Annotated in this window: 15 protein-coding genes; 7 read left to right on the plus strand and 8 right to left on the minus strand. The window is 66.1% G+C overall.

Annotation, left to right across the window (positions count from 1 at the left end; genetic code table 11):
- Positions 1–684 precede the first annotated feature (684 nt).
- Complete coding sequence (locus B9A95_RS27520) at positions 685–2061, plus strand: sensor histidine kinase (protein WP_245808519.1); 1377 nt, start codon at positions 685–687, stop codon at positions 2059–2061.
- Positions 2062–2498: 437 nt separating this feature from the next.
- Here the strand turns inward: B9A95_RS27520 and B9A95_RS27525 are convergent, their stop codons facing one another.
- Complete coding sequence (locus tag B9A95_RS27525; RefSeq protein WP_084050384.1) at positions 2499–3194, minus strand: alpha/beta hydrolase; 696 nt, start codon at positions 3192–3194, stop codon at positions 2499–2501.
- A gap of 133 nt (positions 3195–3327) precedes the next feature.
- Here B9A95_RS27525 and B9A95_RS27530 point away from each other — a divergent pair, with 133 nt between their 5' ends.
- Positions 3328–3534, plus strand: coding sequence for a hypothetical protein (locus B9A95_RS27530; protein ID WP_084050387.1), 207 nt, complete (start codon positions 3328–3330; stop codon positions 3532–3534).
- Here B9A95_RS27530 and B9A95_RS27535 read toward each other — a convergent pair.
- Entirely contained in the window at positions 3531–4046 is a 516-nt protein-coding gene (locus B9A95_RS27535) for a DUF1697 domain-containing protein (RefSeq protein WP_084050390.1), read from the minus strand. The two genes, B9A95_RS27530 and B9A95_RS27535, sit on opposite strands and share 4 nt — an antisense overlap.
- Before the next feature lie 73 nt (positions 4047–4119).
- On the opposite strand from B9A95_RS27535, the gene B9A95_RS27540 reads away from it, so the two are divergent.
- Positions 4120–4515 carry an excalibur calcium-binding domain-containing protein gene (locus B9A95_RS27540; protein ID WP_084050393.1) on the plus strand — a complete coding sequence of 132 codons (396 nt, stop codon included), beginning with the start codon at positions 4120–4122 and terminating at the stop codon, positions 4513–4515.
- 51 nt (positions 4516–4566) lie between these two features.
- Here the strand turns inward: B9A95_RS27540 and msrB are convergent, their stop codons facing one another.
- Positions 4567–5034 (minus strand): peptide-methionine (R)-S-oxide reductase MsrB, encoded by a 468-nt coding sequence (gene msrB, locus B9A95_RS27545; protein WP_084050396.1) that lies wholly within the window; start codon positions 5032–5034, stop codon positions 4567–4569.
- 82 nt (positions 5035–5116) lie between these two features.
- On the opposite strand from msrB, the gene B9A95_RS27550 reads away from it, so the two are divergent.
- Positions 5117–5884, plus strand: coding sequence for a DsbA family oxidoreductase (locus tag B9A95_RS27550; RefSeq protein ID WP_084050399.1), 768 nt, complete (start codon positions 5117–5119; stop codon positions 5882–5884).
- A 13-nt stretch (positions 5885–5897) separates the two neighbouring features.
- Here B9A95_RS27550 and B9A95_RS27555 read toward each other — a convergent pair whose 3' ends face one another.
- Together B9A95_RS27555 and ftsH are read right to left on the minus strand one after the other, a co-directional pair.
- Entirely contained in the window at positions 5898–7505 is a 1608-nt protein-coding gene (locus B9A95_RS27555) for a carboxylesterase/lipase family protein (RefSeq protein ID WP_084050402.1), read from the minus strand.
- Positions 7506–7655: 150 nt separating this feature from the next.
- The gene (gene ftsH, locus B9A95_RS27560) at positions 7656–9524 is read right to left on the minus strand and encodes an ATP-dependent zinc metalloprotease FtsH (protein WP_084050405.1); all 1869 of its coding nucleotides are present in this window, start codon (positions 9522–9524) and stop codon (positions 7656–7658) included.
- A 290-nt stretch (positions 9525–9814) separates the two neighbouring features.
- On the opposite strand from ftsH, the gene dnaK reads away from it, so the two are divergent.
- The 3 genes from dnaK to B9A95_RS27575 all read left to right on the plus strand — a co-directional run bounded on the left by dnaK (position 9815) and on the right by B9A95_RS27575 (position 13584).
- Positions 9815–11701, plus strand: coding sequence for a molecular chaperone DnaK (gene dnaK / locus B9A95_RS27565; protein WP_084050408.1), 1887 nt, complete (start codon positions 9815–9817; stop codon positions 11699–11701).
- Between the two features lie 93 nt (positions 11702–11794).
- Positions 11795–12424 (plus strand): nucleotide exchange factor GrpE, encoded by a 630-nt coding sequence (locus B9A95_RS27570; RefSeq protein WP_084050411.1) that lies wholly within the window; start codon positions 11795–11797, stop codon positions 12422–12424.
- 245 nt (positions 12425–12669) lie between these two features.
- On the plus strand, positions 12670–13584 hold the full coding sequence (locus B9A95_RS27575) for a DnaJ C-terminal domain-containing protein (protein ID WP_084050414.1): 915 nt from the start codon (positions 12670–12672) through the stop codon (positions 13582–13584).
- A 64-nt stretch (positions 13585–13648) separates the two neighbouring features.
- Here the strand turns inward: B9A95_RS27575 and B9A95_RS27580 are convergent, their stop codons facing one another.
- The 3 genes from B9A95_RS27580 to B9A95_RS27590 all read right to left on the minus strand — a co-directional run bounded on the left by B9A95_RS27580 (position 13649) and on the right by B9A95_RS27590 (position 17708).
- Positions 13649–14068: a CBS domain-containing protein gene (locus tag B9A95_RS27580; RefSeq protein ID WP_084050417.1), complete on the minus strand. Its 420-nt coding sequence runs from the start codon at positions 14066–14068 to the stop codon at positions 13649–13651.
- A gap of 113 nt (positions 14069–14181) precedes the next feature.
- The gene (locus B9A95_RS27585) at positions 14182–16791 is read right to left on the minus strand and encodes a S8 family peptidase (RefSeq protein WP_084050420.1); all 2610 of its coding nucleotides are present in this window, start codon (positions 16789–16791) and stop codon (positions 14182–14184) included.
- Positions 16792–16982: 191 nt separating this feature from the next.
- Positions 16983–17708, minus strand: coding sequence for a hypothetical protein (locus B9A95_RS27590; RefSeq protein ID WP_245808520.1), 726 nt, complete (start codon positions 17706–17708; stop codon positions 16983–16985).
- Between the last annotated feature and the right edge of the window lie 985 nt (positions 17709–18693).

Genomic DNA, 18693 nt, shown 5'->3' on the forward strand with positions numbered 1-18693 from the left:
GACCTCCTTGACGAAGAGGCGGAGCCGCCCGTTGCGTTTGACAGCGAGGACGCGCTGCCCCAGTCTCGCCGGTTGATTCCCCTTGCCCGTGTCTGGGGCAGAGGAAATGACCCCCTGCGGGACAACAGGGTGGAGGCCGCCTCACTGAAAACGGCAGCACTTGATTCAGCGTTTGGACGCCCTCTATTCCAAAGAGAACGGCGAAGCTCCAGCTCAACCCGGAGCGTGCCCCCACCGCACCAGGCGCGCGAGGGTGAACGGGGCGCCTCCGCCCCTGCGAGCAGCGTCAGGCTTCAGCGCTGCTGGGCACCCAGGGACAGCGCGGAAGCGGTGCGGGCGCAGCGGAAGCGCCGCTGCGTGGGTCATCAGGACTGGGGTTGACCAGTTATTTCACCACTGGTCAACCCGAGCGGAGCAAGCAGGAAAAAACGGTGATGGCTGGGAGGGGAATTACCGAAGCGGAAGGGAGGGGATGCAGCGGATGATCCGGAAGCCGTGTCGGTCCTCGTGAAGAGCGCTGTCGGGTTGGAGGCGACAAGCGCGTGGGGCGCCCGCTGCCAAATGCTTGACTTCCGGCAGAACGCGCAGATGACTTCCACGCCGACATTGAGATGCAGTGACGAGGAGGCGTCGCGGAGCGCGCCACCCGTTCGTAAACTTGAGGAGTTTTTTCAATAGAGAGCATTGAAACATGCTTGGCAGCCCATCTCGCTTATCGTAGAGCCGTGGCCGCACCGTCCCCGTCGCCTACCGGCCCAGCGCCTCAGTGAGTGTCTCCAAGCCATCACGGAAACCCTTGCGGCAGCCACCACCCAGGAGGCGGTGTTCGAGGTGATCTTGCATCCGGCGCTGGAGGCCCTGCTGGCCAGCAGGGCCACAGTGCTGCTGGCACATCCAGACGGGCAGCGACTGGAACGGGTGGCCTTGGTGGGCTACCAGGAGGCTGCCGCCTCTATCTGGCTCGGCGCCCTCGTGGAGGACGGCGGTCCCGCATCGGACGCCCTCGCTGGGGGCGCGGCCCTGTTCTTTCCAGAGGTGCAGGACCTGGCGCGAAAGTACCCGGGCCTGGAAGCCCGTATGGGAGCGTCCATTCCTGTAGCCGCCACGGCGGTCTTGCCCATGTACCTCGACGGGCGCCCTCTGGGCGCCGTGGTGCTTGATTTCCAGGTCCCCCACCACTTCACGCCTGAGGAGCAGCGGTTTTTACGCATTCTCACCGCACAGTGCGCGATTGCTTTTGGAAGGGCGCGTCTCCTCCGGGACCTGGAAGAACAAGTCAGGGCCAGAACCCAGCAGCTCGGAGCGCAGAAGAACGCTCTGGAAACGCAGCAAGCTGTGCTGACTGAGCAGGCGCAGGCACTTCGGGATGCCAACACGGAATTGGACGTGTTTACGGTATCCGTCGCGCATGATTTGCGAACGCCTGTGCGGCACATCCGGGGCTTTCTCGGCCTTCTCAAGCGGGAACTGGAAGGGCAGTTGACCGGGAGAGCCGCCCGGTACTTTCAGGTGGTGGACGAGGCTGCCGCACGGATGGACACCCTGATTGAGGCTCTGCTGGAGCTGTCTCGCACGGCCCACCGCCCCCTGCGACTTGGACCCGTCAGCGTAGAACAGCTGGTTGAGGGTCTGAAAACAGAGTTGCTGCCAGAGACCGCCGGCCGCAACGTGACCTGGACAGTTCGCCCTCTGCCTGTGGTCACGGCAGACGAGGAGCTGCTGCGGCAGGTGATGATGAACCTGCTGTCAAACGCCGTGAAATACACCCGGCACAGGGAGGTCGCGCACATCGAGGTGAGGGGCGAGCAGCGGCCCAGCGCGTGGGTGGTGGAGGTGCAGGACAATGGGGCCGGCTTTGACGAGCGATACGCGGGGATGTTGTTCGGCGTCTTCCAGCGCCTGCACCGTCCCGAGGTGTTCGAGGGCAACGGTATCGGGCTGGCAAATGTGCGGCGAATCGTCCTGCGGCACGGAGGAGAAGTGTGGGCAAGCGGCCGGCAAGATGAGGGAGCGACATTCGGCTTTTCACTTCCTCGCCCGCCCGCCCAGACGGACGAATAGCACAGTTTCGGACTCGTCCGTTCCATCCCTCCGCTTCGGCAATTCCACGCCTCTCCACCCCCGTTTTTCCCGCCCGCTCCGGTGAATCGGCGACTTCATAACTGACCCACCGGAATCCTTATTCATCCGGGCCCCTGCCTCATCGCTAACGGAGTGATGGGGTTCAGCAACCCGGCAGTTTCCCAGGTTGTCAGCACAACAGATTTCAGTTCATACCAGGGCCGAGCGCCGAAGTCCTTCAACGCTCTGAGCTTGCAGCTCTTCGTGCACACCGCCCCCCGCCTTCTCCCCGTGTTTCGGCCCTTCGGGGCGTGGTCAGGTCCAGGGTTGCAACTGGCGGATGAGAACGCGTGAATGCCTTTTTCGCTCGGCGGTTTCACCCCGGGTTCCACGGGGAAAGCGGGAGCCTGCGCCGAAAGACGGAGGTCCGCCCCCCCCTACCCCAGGTCGTCCAGCCACCCCAGCGCCCGCCCTACCAGTTCGCCCGGCACGGTGTGGCCGCCTTCAAATTCCAGGTACTCGACGCCGTACCCGCTCCGCCGAAGCTGGGGCACGATGACGCGGCTGCAGCGGTCAATGGGCAGCACGCGGTCCCCGGTGCCGTGCATCACAAATACACGGGGCAGGCCCAGGGTGGCAGCAGGAGCGATAAAGCCGGGGGCAAAGGCCAGCACATGCGTAAACAGGTCCCCATTGCCCAGCCCCAGCGAGAGGGCATACGAGGCCCCGTCTGAAAAGCCCTCCAGCACGACGCGTCGCGCGTCCACCGGGTAGCGTCCGAAGACCTGCGCGAGGGCACGGTCTATGAAAGCCACGTCGGGGCCGTAGACGCCTTCAATCAAGTCCCAGGTGGCCGCACCGGACTCGGGGGCCAAGAGCAGCAGCCCGCGGGCCTCGGCGTGGGGCAGCAGGGGGGCCAGCGCCCCCAGGGCGTCGCCCCCTGCGCCGTGCAGGGCCACGATCAGGGGCAGGGGTTGCGCGGGGTGGGCGGTGGCCGGGGCGTACAGCAGCCCGTCGCGGCGTTCGCTCAGGCCGAGGGGATGCAGGCCACGCGCTCCAGTTTCGGGTGGGTCTGAGAGTGGCCTCGCCGTCAGGCGGCCCTCGGCGGCGGCCCGGCGTTCTCGTTCGGTCATGGATGCACCCTCCTTTCGGGTGGCGTCCCCTTTATTGTCCGGGCCGCCTTTTGGCCGTCAAGCCAAAGATGGGTGAAGGTCGCCTTGACCCCCCCCACACGTCCCCCTCCTGCGCCATGCCTACGCTCAGCCCATGACCGACAACCGGAACGACCGCAGCGGCAACGAGGCCGAGCAGATGCAGGAAGCCTACGCCCAGCGTCAGGAACACGAGGCGCAGACGGGCAAGACGGGCGCAGGTGGTGCGGGCAGCACTGGAACGCCCGGCAACTCGGAAACCGGGGGCGAAACCACAGATGCGGCGGACGGCGGCGAGCGCTCGGGCACGCAGGAGAGCTAGGCGCCCAGCATCTCCCCCAGCCGCAGCACGGTCTGCCAGTTGCGGACCGTGGCGGTCTGGCGCAGTGGCGCGAGGCTGAGCTGGCTCTGACCCAGACCCCTTGGAGCGTAGAGGTAAAGTTCACGGCCAACGTGCTCCCAGGTGTCGTCCCCGGCGGAGCGGGCGCGCAGGGCGATCAGGGCCGCCTCATCGGGCACATGGCGCAAGAAGGCCACATGCACTTTGGTTCCGCCGGCCTCCGCCTGCGCAGGGTAGGGGTTACGTTCGGCGAGCCGCGCCCACTCTTCCTGAGTCCGCAGCATCACGTCCACCGGAAAGCCGAAGTCCCGCGCCATCGCGGCTTCGAGGGCGGCCTCACCCGTCTCCTGCGCCCCGAAGACCACATTGCCGCTTTGAATATAGGTCTGGACGTTTTCCAGGCCCAACCCCTCGAAGGTGATCCTCAGGTCTTTCATGGGCACCCGGCGGTGTCCCCCGACATTGATGCCGCGCAGCAGGGCGATGTAACGCATGCCTTCTATTCTTGGGCAAATCCTTAGGAAACGAGGAAGGCGGTCACCTTGCCCCCGCTGCTATCCTCGCGCGATGCGCCACCTCCTGCGAATGCTGGCCCTCTCGGCTGCGCTGCTCGGTGTGTCCGAGGCCGCCACCGCCCTGACCACCACCGCCGCCAACCTGCGCCGCCAGCCCGACACCACCTCACGGATTCTGGGCGTGGTGCCCGGCAACACCCTGCTGCTCGTGGCCTGCAGGGGCGAGTGGTGCCGCGCGACGCACCGAGGTCAGGCCGGGTATATCGCCCGTTCACTGCTGCGCCAGGCCACCGGCAGCGCGCGGCTGAACGGCCAGGGCACGGTGTACTACCGCTCGTGCGCGGCCATGCGTGCCGCCGGGGCCGCCCCCATCCGCCTTGGCAAGCCCGGCTACCGCACTGCGCTGGACCGCAACCACAACAGCGTGGCCTGCGACAGCGGAGAGTGAGGCAAGCGGCCCACCGCCAGCAAAGAGAGGAGCCGCGCCAGGCCCCTCTTTTTATTCCTCGCCGAAGTGTGCCAGGTATTCGCCGTAGCCCTGGGCTTCCAGGTTGGACACGGGCACGAAGCGCAGCGCCGCCGAGTTGATGCAGTAGCGCAGGCCGCCCTCTTGCCGCGGACCGTCGGGAAATACGTGGCCGAGGTGCGAATCGGCCAGGGGCGAACGGACTTCCGTGCGGGCGTAGCCGATCTTGTAATCGGTGTTCTCCCTCAGGGGAACGTTTCCGATGGGCCGGGTGAAAGAGGGCCAGCCGCAGCCCGCGTCGTACTTGTCGCGTGAGCTGAACAGCGGCTCCCCCGACACCACGTCCACGTAGATCCCCTCTTCCTCATGGTCCCAGTATTCGCCGGTAAAGGCCCGCTCGGTGCCCTCGTGCTGGGTCACGCGGTACTGTGTGGGCGTCAGCGAGGCACGCAGTTCGTCGTCGCTGGGCTTCTGGAAGGTGGCCGAATCAGGACGGGTCATGCGGCGAGTGTACGGGGGGAGGGCGTCACAGATGGTGTCACCCTCCCTTGCTTTGTTTTTTAAAGCGGCGCAAAATGGAGGCATGACGCCTTTCGCTTCCTCTTCTCCGGACAAGCTGCGCGTGGACATCTGGTCTGACATCGCATGCCCGTGGTGCTATGTGGGCAAACGCCGCTTTGAGGCGGCCCTGGCTCAGTTTCCTCAGCGTGACCGGGTGGAGGTGGTCTGGCATTCCTTTGAGCTGGACCCCTCGGCTCCGGCCCGCAGTGACCGGGGAATGCGCGACATTCTGGCGGACAAGTATGGCCGCAGCGCCGCGCAGGCCCAGGACATGCTCGACTCCATGACGCAGACCGCCGCCGCCGAGGGGCTGGACTACCATTTTGAGCGCCTGAAGCCCGTGAACACCTTCCTGGCCCACCAGGTGATCCACTTCGCGGCGGAGCAGGGCAGGCAAGACGCGGCCAAGGAGCGCCTGCTCGCCGCCTTCTTCACCGAAGGGGCCGATCTGAGTGACCTGGACACCCTCGCGGGCCTGGGCGCCGAGGCGGGACTGGACGGGAGCGGGGTGCGCGCGGCGCTGCAGGCGGGCAAGTACGCCCAGGAGGTCCGCGAGGACGAGGCGCAGGCCGGGGCGCTGGGCATCAGCGGCGTGCCCTTTTTCGTGCTGGGCGGCAAGTACGGGGTCAGCGGCGCGCAGTCGCCTGAGGTCTTGCGGGGAGCACTGGAACAGGTCTGGACCGAGACCCACCCCGCGCCCCTGACCCTGCTGGGCACGAACACACCAGCGGAGGGCTGCGAGGACGGCTCCTGCGCCGTGCCCGAACGGGAAACGGCCCGCCTGGGCTGAACCTCCCCGCGCCTTACCGCTTCCAGAGATCGCAGCGGTGCTCTGTGCGGAAGTCGGTGCTCACGGCGACACGCCCCGGGGCGAAGGTCAGCAGGTTGTCCCGGGTGGGATCGAAGCGGGGCCACTCGGGCAGGGTTTCTCCATTGGGGTTTCCCGTGCGGGCAAAGTTGGTCCAGTAGGCGCGCAGGGTGCGGGCCAGTTGCGCCTGGGCCGGGGTAAAGGCCGCCGGGTCCGCGAGGTTGCTCAGGGGCGTACCGAAGATGCTGACGATCTCGCCGGCGTGGTAGGCCCCGTAGCTGGGCACGCTGCCGGTGGGCCTCAGCACAGTGGGGGCCGATCGGTCCCCGAACTCGTAGGCGTACACGGGTGTCACGCGGGCGAAGTCGCGCGTCATGTCATTCACGGGGCAGGCGAACAGACCGTCGGTCACGAGGGATGCAGCGGCCAGACCCACCGTCTCGTACTGGCGACTGGGATAGGCGGCCAGCAGCCGGGGCGCGTTCCAACGCTCCAGCACGGCCACCAGGCCCCAGTACTTCCAGACCGGCAGGTCCTTGCCGCCCTTCTCGATGTTCGCCACGAACAGCGTGCCCTCGTCGCGGTTGCCGCCCACGAGCAGGGGCACGCGGGGAATGGTCCCCGACGCGAAGACCTCTTTGGGCGCGCGGGGGACCACGCTTTCCCCGTACACGGGCGGCAACGCCACCGAGCCGGGGCTCCGCACGCCGGGCACATCGGTGGTCAGGAAGCGGTCGACCGGCACAGCGCGCAGGCAGGTTGCGTCGCTGTCGGGGCAGCCGAGTGCCCGGGTATAGGCGGCTCCGCTTTTCAAGGCGTCGGCCACAGGGGACATGTTGATGCTCGGTGTACAGGGTCCGCTCTGGAGGACCGCCTTGTCGAACAGCCCCGCTGCCCCCGGCGAGGCGAGTTGCGCGCAAATGCTCATGCCGCCCGCCGACTCGCCGAAGGCGGTGACGTTGGCCGGATCTCCCCCGAACGCGCCGATGTTCTCGCGCACCCATCTGAGCGCCGCCTGCTGATCGAGCAGGCCGTAGTTGCCCACGCTCCGCCCCTCCAGTAACCCCGGCGCGGCCAGAAAGCCCAGCGCGCCCAAGCGGTAGTTCAGGGTGACCACCACGACGCCCCGCTCCTGCGCGAGCACCCGGCCGTCGTAGTCGCTGCCCGCGCCGGTGCGGAAGGAACCGCCGTGAATCCAGACCATCACGGGCGCGTGGACAGCGTTTGCAGGCGCGTAAACGTTGAGAAACAGGCAGTCTTCAGCGCCGCGCACGCTCTTGTCGGCGCGCAGTTGCGGGCAGACGGGCCCAGGCTGCGAGGCGTCGCGCTCGCCCACCCACAGGGGCGCGGCCTGGGGGACCTTCCAGCGGCGCTCGCCCACAGGCGCGGCAGCGTAGGGAACGCCCTGCCACACCCGCACGCCGCCTGCCTCACGCCCCACCAAGACGCCGGACCGGACATTGGCGCGCGCAGGAACACCCGGCGCCGAGGTGGGGGCCGACTGCTCGGTGGGCGGTGTGGCCGGCGTCTGGGTGTCCTGGGCGGCAGCGAGGCAGGCGGCGAACAGGAGCGCGGCGGACAGCCGGGAAAGCGCGCGGATCATGCGCTCCAGAGTACGAGAATACAGAGCGGCCTGGATGGAAGGGGGTTCACAGGGAGGGCGATCAAACCGGAAGGCCACCCGAGAGGTGCGCTGGACAAGGAAGGTGGCCCCAGCAACCGCCAGGGCCACCTCCCTTCACGCCGACGGTTTTCAGGCTGGATTGGGCGTCAGCGTCGGCTGCGGCGCAGGGCCTTCCTCGTCGGGCTTGCTGGCCGCACCGTCCTCCAGGGTTGCCCCGGACAGCGCCACCTGCACGTCCTCACCCGTTAAAAACTCGCGGGCGACGAGGGCGTCGGTCAGGCGGTGCAGCACGTGTGCGTGTTCGTTGAGGAGCGTGACCGCCCGCTCGTACTGCGCGCCTATGATTCGCGCCACCTCGGAGTCAATGCGGCTCGCCGTGTGGTCGCTGTAGACCTCCTGCTGGGGGCCGTAGCCCAGGTAGCCTCCGCTTTCCTGCGCCAGGGCAGTCATTCCCACGTCGCTCATGCCCCACTCGGTGACCATTCGCCGGGCGATGGACGTGGCCTGCTGAAAGTCGTTGGCCGCCCCCGTGGTGATCTGCCCGGTGGCGACTTCCTCGGCGGCGTGCCCGGCCAGCGCCACGCAGATGCGGTCCAGCAGTGCGGCCCGGGTGTGGTGCATCCGGTCTTCCGGCGTGTACAGCGCCGAGCCCAAGGAACGTCCACGGGGCACGATGGTCAGCTTGTGCGCCTTGTCGGCGTGGGGCAAGAGCTGAGCGGCGAGGGCGTGGCCGACTTCGTGGTAGGCGGTGACCTTGCGGTCCGCTTCCCGCACCACCATGCTGCGCCGTTCGGGGCCCATAAGCACGCGGTCCCGGGCTTCTTCGACATCGCGCATCACGATTCTGGACCGTCCGGCTCTGGCCGCGCCGAGCGCGGCCTCGTTGAGCAGGTTCTCCAGATCTGCCCCGACCATCCCGGCTGTCCTGCGGGCGATCACCGCCAGGTCCACACTGGGATCAAGGGGCTTTTTGCGGGCGTGGATGCGGAGGATCATTTCCCGCCCCCGCACGTCGGGGGCGTCCACCACCACCTGGCGGTCAAAGCGTCCGGGACGCAGCAGCGCTGCGTCCAGCACATCGGGCCTGTTCGTCGCCGCGAGGATAATCACCTCCTGCCCACTCTGAAAGCCGTCCATCTCCACGAGCAATTGATTCAAAGTCTGCTCGCGCTCATCATTCCCGCCTTGCAGGTTGACGCCGCGCTTTCTTCCCACGGCGTCAATCTCGTCGATAAAGACGATGCAGGGAGCGGACTTGCGGGCCTGCTCGAACAGGTCGCGGACGCGGGCGGCGCCCACACCCACGAACATCTCCACAAAGTCCGAGCCGCTGATGGAGAAATACGGCACCTTGGCTTCTCCCGCCACGGCCTTGGCGAGGAGGGTCTTGCCACTCCCGGGAGGACCCACCAACAAGACCCCGTGGGGAATCCGGGCCCCCAGCTGGTGGTAGCGCTCAGGATGGCGCAGAAAGTCCACGACTTCCTGCAGGTCGCTCTTGGCCTCGTCGCATCCCGCCACATCGCTGAACGCCAGCTTGATCTGCCCCTCGCTGATCACCGCCGCCTTCGATTTCCCGAAGGTGCTGGCAGCGTCGGTGCCTCCACCCTGACGGCTGCGCAGCAGGAGCACAATCAGCCCCAGGATCAGCAGGCCTGAGAGCAGACCGCCCAGCAACGAAAAGGCGTTGAGACGCGAGGGTTGCTCGTAGGTGACCTGCACCCCGCGGGCCTGCAGCTGATCCAGGGTAATGGCCGGGTCCGAGGCCAGGGTCCGGGTGCGGTACTGGCCGCGCCCCCCGTCCAGCTGCCCGCTGAGCAGGGCGGTGTTGTTCTGGTACTGCACCCGCGCCGTCTGGATCTGCCTGCCCTGTAAGGCCGCTGTGAAGTCGGTCAACGTCAGTTCACCCGCTCTGGGACGCGGACTCAATACCCCAATCAGGACCACCAGCAGCAGGGCGGCAGCGGCCAGGCCCCATCCCCACGCAGCGCGCTTCATGCGGCGGACCCTCCCGACACGGCGCGCGGCTTTACGCCCGCCCGTTTCCCACCTTCCCCGAACAGCCCCCTGATTGGCGTCATGGCTCAGTCTATGCCGCGCCCGTCCCACAACTCTGGAAGCGGAGTGGCGTTGTGACCAGGGCAGGAGAGCGCTCCTTGACCCAACCTTGAACTTGAGTCACTTGCACTCAAGTCTATTGACTGTTTAAAACTGTGGCCTTATGCTATGTGCAGTTTCAGAACTGCTCCCCCCTGGGGCGCAGCATCCCCTCTATCCAAGGAGTCAACATGCCCAAAGCTGTCGGAATCGACCTCGGAACCACCAATAGCGTCATTGCCGTGATGGAAGGCGGACGCCCCGAAGTGATTGTCAACGCCGAAGGCGCGCGCACCACGCCGTCCGTCGTTGCCTACAAGGGCGACGAGCGGCTCGTCGGTCAAATTGCCCGCCGTCAGGCCGCGCTCAACCCCAAGGCCACCCTGTTTGAAGTCAAGCGCTTTATCGGCCGCCGATGGGACGAGATCAAGGAGGAGGCGGGCCGCGCTCCCTTCGTTGTGAAGGAAGGCCCCGGCGGGTCCGTGCGCATCGAGGTGAACGGCCAAGACCTCGCCCCCGAGCAGGTCAGCGCTGAAGTGCTGCGCAAGCTGGTCAACGACGCTTCCTCGAAGCTCGGCGAAAAGATCCGCGACGTGGTGATCACGGTCCCCGCGTACTTTGACAACTCGCAGCGCGAGGCCACCAAGCAGGCCGGTGAAATTGCGGGTCTGAACGTGCTGCGCGTCATCAACGAGCCGACGGCCGCCGCGCTCGCCTACGGGCTGGAGCGTAAGGGCAACGAGACGGTCCTCGTGTTCGACCTTGGGGGCGGCACCTTCGACGTGACCATCCTGGAGCTGGGTGACGGCGTGTTCGAGGTGAAATCCACCTCCGGCGACACGCACCTTGGCGGCGCGGACTTCGACCAGCGCCTCGTGGGCTGGCTGGCGGGCGAATTCCAGAAGGAACACAACTTTGACCTTCGCAAAGACCCCCAGGCCCTCCAGCGCCTGATCGAGGCCGCCGAGAAGGCCAAGATCGAGTTGTCCAACGCTTCCGAGACCACCATCAGCCTACCCTTTATCACCTTTGACCCCGAGACGCGCACGCCGCTGCATCTCGAGCGCGCCCTGACCCGCGCCAAGTTCGAGGAACTGACCGCCGATCTGCTGCGCCGCGTGCGTCAGCCCGTCGAGCAGGCCCTCGCAGACGCCAAGCTCAGCGCCTCGCAGATCGACGAGGTGATTCTGGTGGGTGGCTCCACCCGCATCCCCGCGGTCAAGCGCATCGTGCAGGACATCATCGGTAAGACGCCCAACGAGTCGGTCAACCCCGACGAGGCCGTCGCGCTCGGTGCGGCCGTGCAGGCGGGCATCATTCAAGGCGACTCCAGCCTCGGCGACATCGTGCTCGTGGACGTGACCCCGCTGACCATGGGCGTGGAGGTCAAGGGCGGCATGATCGCCCCGATGATCACCCGCAACACCACGGTCCCCGCCAAGAAGACCGAGATCTACACCACTGCCGAGAACAACCAGCCCGGCGTGGAGATCAACGTGCTGCAGGGTGAGCGTCCGATGGCCGCCGACAACAAGAGCCTGGGCCGCTTCAAGCTTGAAGGCATCCCCCCGATGCCCGCTGGCCGCCCCCAGATCGAAGTAACCTTCGACATCGACGCCAACGGCATTCTGCACGTGACGGCGAAGGAGAAGACCAGCGGCAAGGAAGCCTCCATCCGGATCGAGAACACCACCACGCTCGACAAGAGCGACGTGGAGCGCATGGTCAAGGAAGCCGAGCAGAACGCGGCAGCCGACAAGCAGCGCCGTGAGAAGGTGGAGAAGCGCAACAGCCTCGATTCGCTGCGCGTGCAGGCCCTCGGTCAGATTGACGAGAACGCCTCCGCTTCCCAGGACGCGAAGGACAAGCTCAAGGCCGCCGCCGACGAGGCTGAGGAAGCCGTGCGCCTCGACGACGACGCCCGCATTGAGGCTGCCCAGAAGCGCCTGGAAGAGGAACTGCGGACCTTCATGACGGCTGCCCAGCAGAGCGGTGGCGCGCAGGACGCAGGCGCCCAGGCCGGAGGACAGAAGCAGGACGACGACGTGATCGACGCGGACTTCAAGCCCGCCGAGTAACGTCCGGAAAGCACCCACATCCAGGGGGAGAGGACGGCGAATAAGCCCCCTCTCCCCTATCTTCAAGCCATGTTTCGCAGACGAGGAACACCCATGACCCAAGACGACCAGAACAAGACGCAGCACGAGCAGGCCACCCCCGAGGACGAGACCACCGTCACCGCCAGCCCGGCCACCGAAACCGACAATATGGACGAGGACGCCGAGTTGGAGGGCATGGACGGTTTCCCCGGAATGGACGAAAATATGTTCGGCCAGGTGCAGGAGATGATGGCGAAGCTGGAACGGGCCGACGAACTGGAAAAGGAGAACGCGGAGCTGAAAGGCAAACTCGGCCGCCTCGCCGCCGATTTCGAAAACTACCGCCGCCGCACCCAAGAGGACGTTGATGCCGCCAAAGGGCAGGGCGTCGCGAAGGCTGCCGAGGCCCTGATGCCCGTGTACGATGACCTCGACCGCGCCGTCACGATGGGCAGCGGCGACCCTGCCAAGCTGATTCCGGGCATGCAGGCCGTTCAGAGCAAGGTGCTGACCGTCTTTGGCGGCCTGGGCCTGGAAGCCACAGGTAAGGAAGGCGAGGCGTTTGACCCCCGCTGGCACGAGGCCATTCAGGTGGTGCCCGGCGACGCCGACGACACCATTGTGCAGGTCTACCAGCTCGGCTTCCGCATGGGCGAGCGCCTGGTCCGGCCCGCGCGGGTGGTGGTGAGCAAGAAGGACTGAGGCGTGAGGGATAAGGGGTGAGGGGTAAGGAGTTAGGACAGAACCTAATTCCCAGCCCCTCACGCCTCATAGGGATTCGGTCGGTTTCGTTGCCACGCCGGAACCCCCACCGGTGTGCCGATTCCACGCCCGGAACCCGCTTTCCCCCTGCCCGCTCTGCTGCAAGGCTTTGCAAGTTCGCTCGGATTGAAGCACTCCGCAAACGCTGAGGCAGGAGTTTGTACACCACCTTTCGAGGAGCAGCCATGGCATACAAGGACTACTACGACCTGCTCGGCGTGTCCCGGGGCGCGTCCGACGCGGACATCAAGAGCGCGTACCGCAAGCTCGCCAAGCAGTACCACCCGGATAAGAACCAGGGCGACGAGAAGGCCGCCGAGCGCTTCAAGGAAATCGGGGAGGCCTACGCGGTGCTCAGCGACCCGGAGAAGCGCAAGCTGTACGACCAGTACGGACACACTGGGCAGATGCCACCTGGGTACGACGGGGGCAACTTTCAGGGCGGGGACTTCGGGGGCTTTGACCCCTCGCAGTTCAGTGACTTTTTCCAGGGCCTGTTTGGGATGGGTGGGCGCAGGGGAGGCGGCTTTCAGGGCGGAGGCTTCGGCGGCGGCCAGGTGAACCTGGAAGACCTGCTCGGCAATGGTGGCATCGGCGGCACGCAGGGCCGCCGCTTCGTGCAGAACGTGGAGGGCGAGCTGCAGGTGACTTTGCAGGAAGCCTTCACGGGCTCAGACGAGGTCATCAACATCGACGGCAAGCGGCTCTCGCTGCGGGTGCCTGCCGGAACGCGGGACGGCGCTCGGTTGCGCCTCGCCGGACAGGGACCGGGCGGCGGCGACGTGCTGCTCACCATCCGCGTGCTCGAAGACCCGCGCTTTGACCTGGAGGGTGACGACTTAACCACCACGGTGGACGTCCCCGCACCCGTCGCGGCGCTGGGCGGGACGGTCACGGTGCAGACGATGGGTGGCAGCGGCAACCTTAGCGTGCCGGTGGGCAGCAGCGGCGGGCGCCGGATGCGCCTGCGTGGACAGGGCTGGCCAAAGAAGGACGGCACCCGGGGAGACCTGTACGTGCGCCTCAACCTGACGGTGCCCCGCGACCTGACAGACGAGGAAAAGGAGCTGTACCGTCAGCTCCGCGAGTTGCGCCCCTGACAGGAAGGGACACAGAGGCCCGCCTGACTTGAAGTCGGGCGGGCCTCGCACCTTTTGGTGCGGATCAGGAGTTGTTGGGAATGCTCACGCCCTTCAAGGCTTCTTCATCCGCGTCGCCAAGCGCGCGGACAGCAAGGTCTCCCAGACTGACAATCCCAATCACGCGCCCACCATCGGTCACGGGGAGACGGCGCAGCTGCTTGCGGCCCATCTCCTCAGCAGCCTCCTCCACAGTGGTGTTCGCGTCCATCGTGAACACGTCGCCAGTGGTGTAGTCGGTGACGGCGGTCCCGTAGTCGTGGCCATAGGCGACGGCCCGAATCACGATATCCCGGTCGGTGATGATGCCGGTGGGGCGGTCGCCGTTCATCACCAACACCGCGCCGATGTCCTGCTCCAGCATCAGCGTGGCGACTTCCTTGAGGGTGGCCTGCCCATCGACGGTGACGGGGCCTGGAGTCATGATGTCTCGTAAGGTTGCCATAGCTGCACCGTACTCCGCGCCAGCAGGCAAGCTGTGGGAGGCGCATAAAGGGAAATAGAGACAGGGGGAAGACGCTTCTTGCGGGCCTCCCCCTTCCCCGGACGGCTGAACGCTTACTTCATCAGCCAGTCGAACGCCGTCTTCATCAACAGATTGCGGCTGTTCGGCGTCAGGCCTTCCATCCCGAAGCCCATCGTGACGGTGCTGTACTTGCCCACATCGTTGATCACGATGGCTCCAGCATTCTCGCCCGCGTTCTGGGCGGTGACGCGGGGGCGCTGGGTCTGCTTCTGTCCGCCAAACACCTGCCCCAGGATGCCCTTGATCACGTTTGTGGCGAGCTCCTCGACCAGGCCGCGCGGGTCTTGTACCTTCTGCTGGGCGCGCTTCTTGTTGGGGTCTACCCGAATGCTCTGGGCAGAGATGGTACCCGCCGTGGCGTTCGCGCTGCCCCAGGAGGCCACCACCTGCGAGCCGTTCAGATCGGCGATCACGTCGGGGTAGAGCTGGTTGCCCGCACTGCCCTCGGCGTTGAGGGTAAAGGCAGTGTTGCCGAATTGCCCCCGTGTCACGAACTTGGGTGTGCCGCTGGAATCTGCCACGAAGCGGACCTTGAGGATCTCACGGTAAAAAGCGCTCTGCCCAATGTCGTAGCCGATGTCCTGCCCGGTCACGAGGAGGCGGCCTCCACCCGACAGGTACTGGCGCAGGGTGCTCTGGTCCTGCGCGGTAAGGGTGTTCTGGTACTGCTCCCCCGTCGCCCACACCACAATGTCGGCCTTCTGCATCTCGGCCAGCGTAACTGGGCCGTTGGCCTGCACGTTCCACACGAAGGCCCCGCCCGCAGCGGCGTTGGCCTTGATCGCGTCTCTCAGGGCCGCCGTCACGTCCTTGCCCTGACCCATGTCGTCGTCCACAAGCAGCACCTTGGGCTTCTTGCCCGTGCTGGGCGCAGGGGCAGGCTTGGGGGCAGGGGCAGGCTTGGGGGCAGGGGCAGGTTGACCAGCGACGGGCTTGATAAAGCAGCCTTTCCTGAGACCCGGTGCGGGGTCACGTCCCCACTCCTGCACGGTGCAGTTGAAACCGTTGGTACCCACGCCGGTCAGGTACTTGCCCGCCGTCCCAAAGGCCGCGTCACGCTTGCCCGTGAAGTTACAGGCTTGACCCTCCACGGCGCACAACTCGTACCCAGCTGGGCCTGTGGGCTGCGCTGGAGCGGGCTGCGGAGCGGGCTGGGGCTGCGGAGCGGGTTGGGGCTGCGGAGCGGGCTGGGGCTGCGGAGCGGGCTGGGGCTGCGGAGCGGGCTGGGGCTGCGGAGCGGGCTGGGGCTGCGGAGCGGGCTGGGGCTGCGGAGCGGGTTGGGGCTGCGGAGCGGGTTGGGGCTGCGGAGCAGGCTGCGCGCCGCCGACATTGACGCCCAGCTTGCCCAGGGCACCCGGCACGCTGATCAGGCCGTAACCGACGTTGTTGTTCTTGCTGCCCGCATTGCTCGCGCTGCTAAAAAGCGCGTTTTTGATCGCGTCTACGCCCGTGCCCGGCTTGGCCGAGAGCAGCAGGGCCACCGCGCCCGCCGCGATGGGACTGGCCTGCGAGCTGCCGCTCAGCGCTCCGTAGCCGCCGTTGGGGAAGGTACTCGTGATCTCCACGCCCGGCGCGGCAATGTCCGGCTTCACAAACACGCCGTTGATCTTGCCCTGCCAGGCCACGGGGCCACGGCTGGAGAACGGCGCCACCTGGCCGTTCTGGTCCACCGCGCCGACTCCGATCGCGTCGGGCAGGTTGCCGGGACTGCCCGTCGTCGACGGGCCTGGGCCAAAGTTGCCAATCGCGAACACAGGCACCACGCCCGCCTTGAGCATGTTCTGCACCGGCACGATGAATTCGTCGTAGGTGCCCGCAATCCCCAGGCTCATGTTCACCACGTCCGCGCCGTCGTCGGTGTCAGCGTTGTTGTCGGGGTCCAGCACGTACTGCATCCCCGCGATCACCTGCGCGAAGGTGCCCTCGTTGTTGGGCAGCACCAGGGCGCTGATCAGCTTGGCCTGCGGGGCCACGCCCACCTTGTCGCCCACAAGCAGGCCCGCCGTGTGGGTGCCGTGCTGCACGGTGTCGTGCGGCTGGCTCTGCACCCGGTCGCCGTCCGCGTTGAACTCGGCAAAGGCCGCGAGCTTGCCCGCGAGTTCCGGGTGGTTGGGGTCAATGCCGGTGTCGAGGTGACCGATGCGCACGTTCTGTCCCTTGAATCCGGCTGCCCAGGCCTGGGGCGCGCCGACTTTCTGCAGGTGCCAGGGCGTGCCGGCGGGCGCGGAAGCCGCACTCAGGGCCACCGCCCGGGGCACCTGCACCCGGAAGTTCTCGAACACCGCGTCCACGAAGGGCAGCGTGGCGAGCGCGCGCGCCTGCACCGGCGTCATGGGCAAAAAGATGCTCTGGTCGAGCCACAGTTGCGTCACCTTGCCCGAGTTCACCGCCTGGTTGATAAACCCCGCGGCAGGGCCGAGCTGCTGAATACGCGACTGCAGCTGGGCGCGGGCGGACTTGAACAGGCCCCGTCCACGCGCGTCGTTGGCAAACTTGAAGCGCACAATCACCCCAACGGCGCTCTGGTCGTTGCGCTTGGCCCGCTCGAGCAGTGTCGGCGACACCGTTCCCGCACTCCCCTGGCTGGCGCTGGCCAGCGTCAGCGCCGCCCCGAGCAGCAGCATTGCTCTGGTCTTCATCATGCTCGCAGCCTAGCCGCCTGCCCGTGACGCCCCCTGAAGGACTCGTGAGGAAGCCTTGAGGTGGGGTCAGGGCGAGGTCAGACTGCCGCGCTACCCGGTATGGCCGTCTGCCAGCAACGACCTCACGGGCTGTGGGGAGCGCCTCTCTGCCCGCGCCTATGGAGATGCTCCGCGCCCCCTGGGCAAGCAGATCAGCGGGTGTACCCCAGGATGACGGTACCGTTGGAGGTGGTGCCGCGCAGCATGCTGAACCGGGTGTAGATCAGCACCACCTTATCGGGCAGTTGCAGCAGTTGGAGCTGGCCGTTAATCCCGTTTTGCGTGACTGGGTCGTTGCCGCGCACGTTCCACTCGAAGCCGCCCCGGATGTCGATGGAACGGTCCGGGGCGTTGCTGCCGTCCACAGCCCTGGGGCGGGCCCCGAAGCCCTCTGGGGTGCGGAGTTCACCGCTGCCCAGATCGAGCGTCACGTCCCGGAGGAGACCGGGCAACCCAGCAGCATTGCCAAACCGCAGCACATTGCCGCTGCGCGTGAGGCTGAGTTTGACCAGTTTGCCGGTCGAGACCAGGATGGGCTGAAACACCATGTAGCTGCCGAACTCCTCCCGGGAAATCTTGAGGCGCTCGTCGTACTTGGGCAGCTCGCCCCGGGCCACGCTGGAGAAGAGCTCGTACAGGGCCTCGCGGCTGCCCCCTACCGTCATCACGCGCTGCTGCAACCGGGGAAAGGCCACCCGCGAACTGCGCTCCAGCAGCTGTGCGCTCTGCCCCGGCAGCGGCACCAGGGCGGCGAGCTTGCCCGTCCAGCCGGACGGCAGGGGGGGCCGCGCCGGAGCCGAGGCGGCAGAGGTAGGAGAAAATCCGCCCCCGCTCGTCAGGGTCAGCAGGGTGAGGAGGGGCGCACGCAGGGCCTTCATGGCGAACGTGAGCATACGGCGCGTGGGTGAGAATTCTCCCGGCCCAGACTGACGTGAAGCTGAGCGGCGGGGGACCAGACAGCGTAACGGCCCTGACCCTCTCCACATAAAAATGCGCCCCCGAGGCAGGCCGGGGCCGGGCGCTCCACCTCCGAGTTCCGTTGCCTCAACCGCAAAGGAAAAGTAAGAAGAGGCACATTGGTCTCTGGTCCATGCAGATCCGTCTTTTCGGCATCTCCGCACTCCTTCTCGGCGTCCTGATGGCCTGCCCCGTGGAGTTGGCCATCCCAGTCGGCCTGGCCGTTTTCAGAAGCGTCGACAGCCAGGCCGTTGGAGTTACGTGCCTGCGCCGACATCAAGGAACCGGTCAAGGGCCGTGCGCAAGACCTCGGTATGGAGATCGTCGCCATCAACCCGATGTTTCCAACCGCGTCAGATGAACCGAGGGGGTAACCACTGGGCACAGCAGTAGTCCTTGCGCCCAGTGGTTACCCGCCAAGGATCAAAAGCCCGCAACGCGACGCCCCCCTCGTTCAGCAGCTCGGGCAAAACCTACTTGCAACTGCTCAACGCGAGACCTCTCTTCGTCTGCAAGACGAATCTTATTCTTCCTGCCGAGCAAGAAATCTCCTCGAGTGCTCAATGCTGCCACGAAGAAGCATATCAACCATTTCGTCGACCATATGCAAAGCGCCCCTTCATCATCTGAAGTGATTGAGAGAAGCGTACCCAATCCGAAATAGCAATTACTTATGGAAAATCCAACTGCTATTGTACCAAAAATAATTATAATGTCCTGCCTGGTATTTATAAAACACGGCCATAAAGAAATTGTGGCCGCTCAGCATAGAACCGACATCCTGTCAAACAATCAAGGTGAGTATTCAGCAGCAAACAAAACTCCGTGCTGAGTAGCCACTCGAAGGGAAGGATAAAATTCAGAACCAAGTTCAATCAGAAGGATCTGTCCCTCCCCCAGATCTCT

This window comes from Deinococcus hopiensis KR-140 (genome assembly GCF_900176165.1).
Lineage (GTDB): Bacteria > Deinococcota > Deinococci > Deinococcales > Deinococcaceae > Deinococcus > Deinococcus hopiensis.

Coding starts and splice junctions, on each gene's coding strand:
- B9A95_RS27575 (WP_084050414.1), top strand. CDS start 12,670: ATGGCATACAAGGACTACTACGACCTGCTCGGCGTGTCCCGGGGCGCG.
- ftsH (WP_084050405.1), bottom strand. CDS start 9,524: ATGAAGCGCGCTGCGTGGGGATGGGGCCTGGCCGCTGCCGCCCTGCTG.
- B9A95_RS27530 (WP_084050387.1), top strand. CDS start 3,328: ATGACCGACAACCGGAACGACCGCAGCGGCAACGAGGCCGAGCAGATG.
- B9A95_RS27540 (WP_084050393.1), top strand. CDS start 4,120: ATGCGCCACCTCCTGCGAATGCTGGCCCTCTCGGCTGCGCTGCTCGGT.
- B9A95_RS27550 (WP_084050399.1), top strand. CDS start 5,117: ATGACGCCTTTCGCTTCCTCTTCTCCGGACAAGCTGCGCGTGGACATC.
- msrB (WP_084050396.1), bottom strand. CDS start 5,034: ATGACCCGTCCTGATTCGGCCACCTTCCAGAAGCCCAGCGACGACGAA.
- B9A95_RS27535 (WP_084050390.1), bottom strand. CDS start 4,046: ATGCGTTACATCGCCCTGCTGCGCGGCATCAATGTCGGGGGACACCGC.
- B9A95_RS27580 (WP_084050417.1), bottom strand. CDS start 14,068: ATGGCAACCTTACGAGACATCATGACTCCAGGCCCCGTCACCGTCGAT.
- B9A95_RS27590 (WP_245808520.1), bottom strand. CDS start 17,708: ATGAAGGCCCTGCGTGCGCCCCTCCTCACCCTGCTGACCCTGACGAGC.
- dnaK (WP_084050408.1), top strand. CDS start 9,815: ATGCCCAAAGCTGTCGGAATCGACCTCGGAACCACCAATAGCGTCATT.
- B9A95_RS27585 (WP_084050420.1), bottom strand. CDS start 16,791: ATGATGAAGACCAGAGCAATGCTGCTGCTCGGGGCGGCGCTGACGCTG.
- B9A95_RS27555 (WP_084050402.1), bottom strand. CDS start 7,505: ATGATCCGCGCGCTTTCCCGGCTGTCCGCCGCGCTCCTGTTCGCCGCC.
- B9A95_RS27525 (WP_084050384.1), bottom strand. CDS start 3,194: ATGACCGAACGAGAACGCCGGGCCGCCGCCGAGGGCCGCCTGACGGCG.
- B9A95_RS27570 (WP_084050411.1), top strand. CDS start 11,795: ATGACCCAAGACGACCAGAACAAGACGCAGCACGAGCAGGCCACCCCC.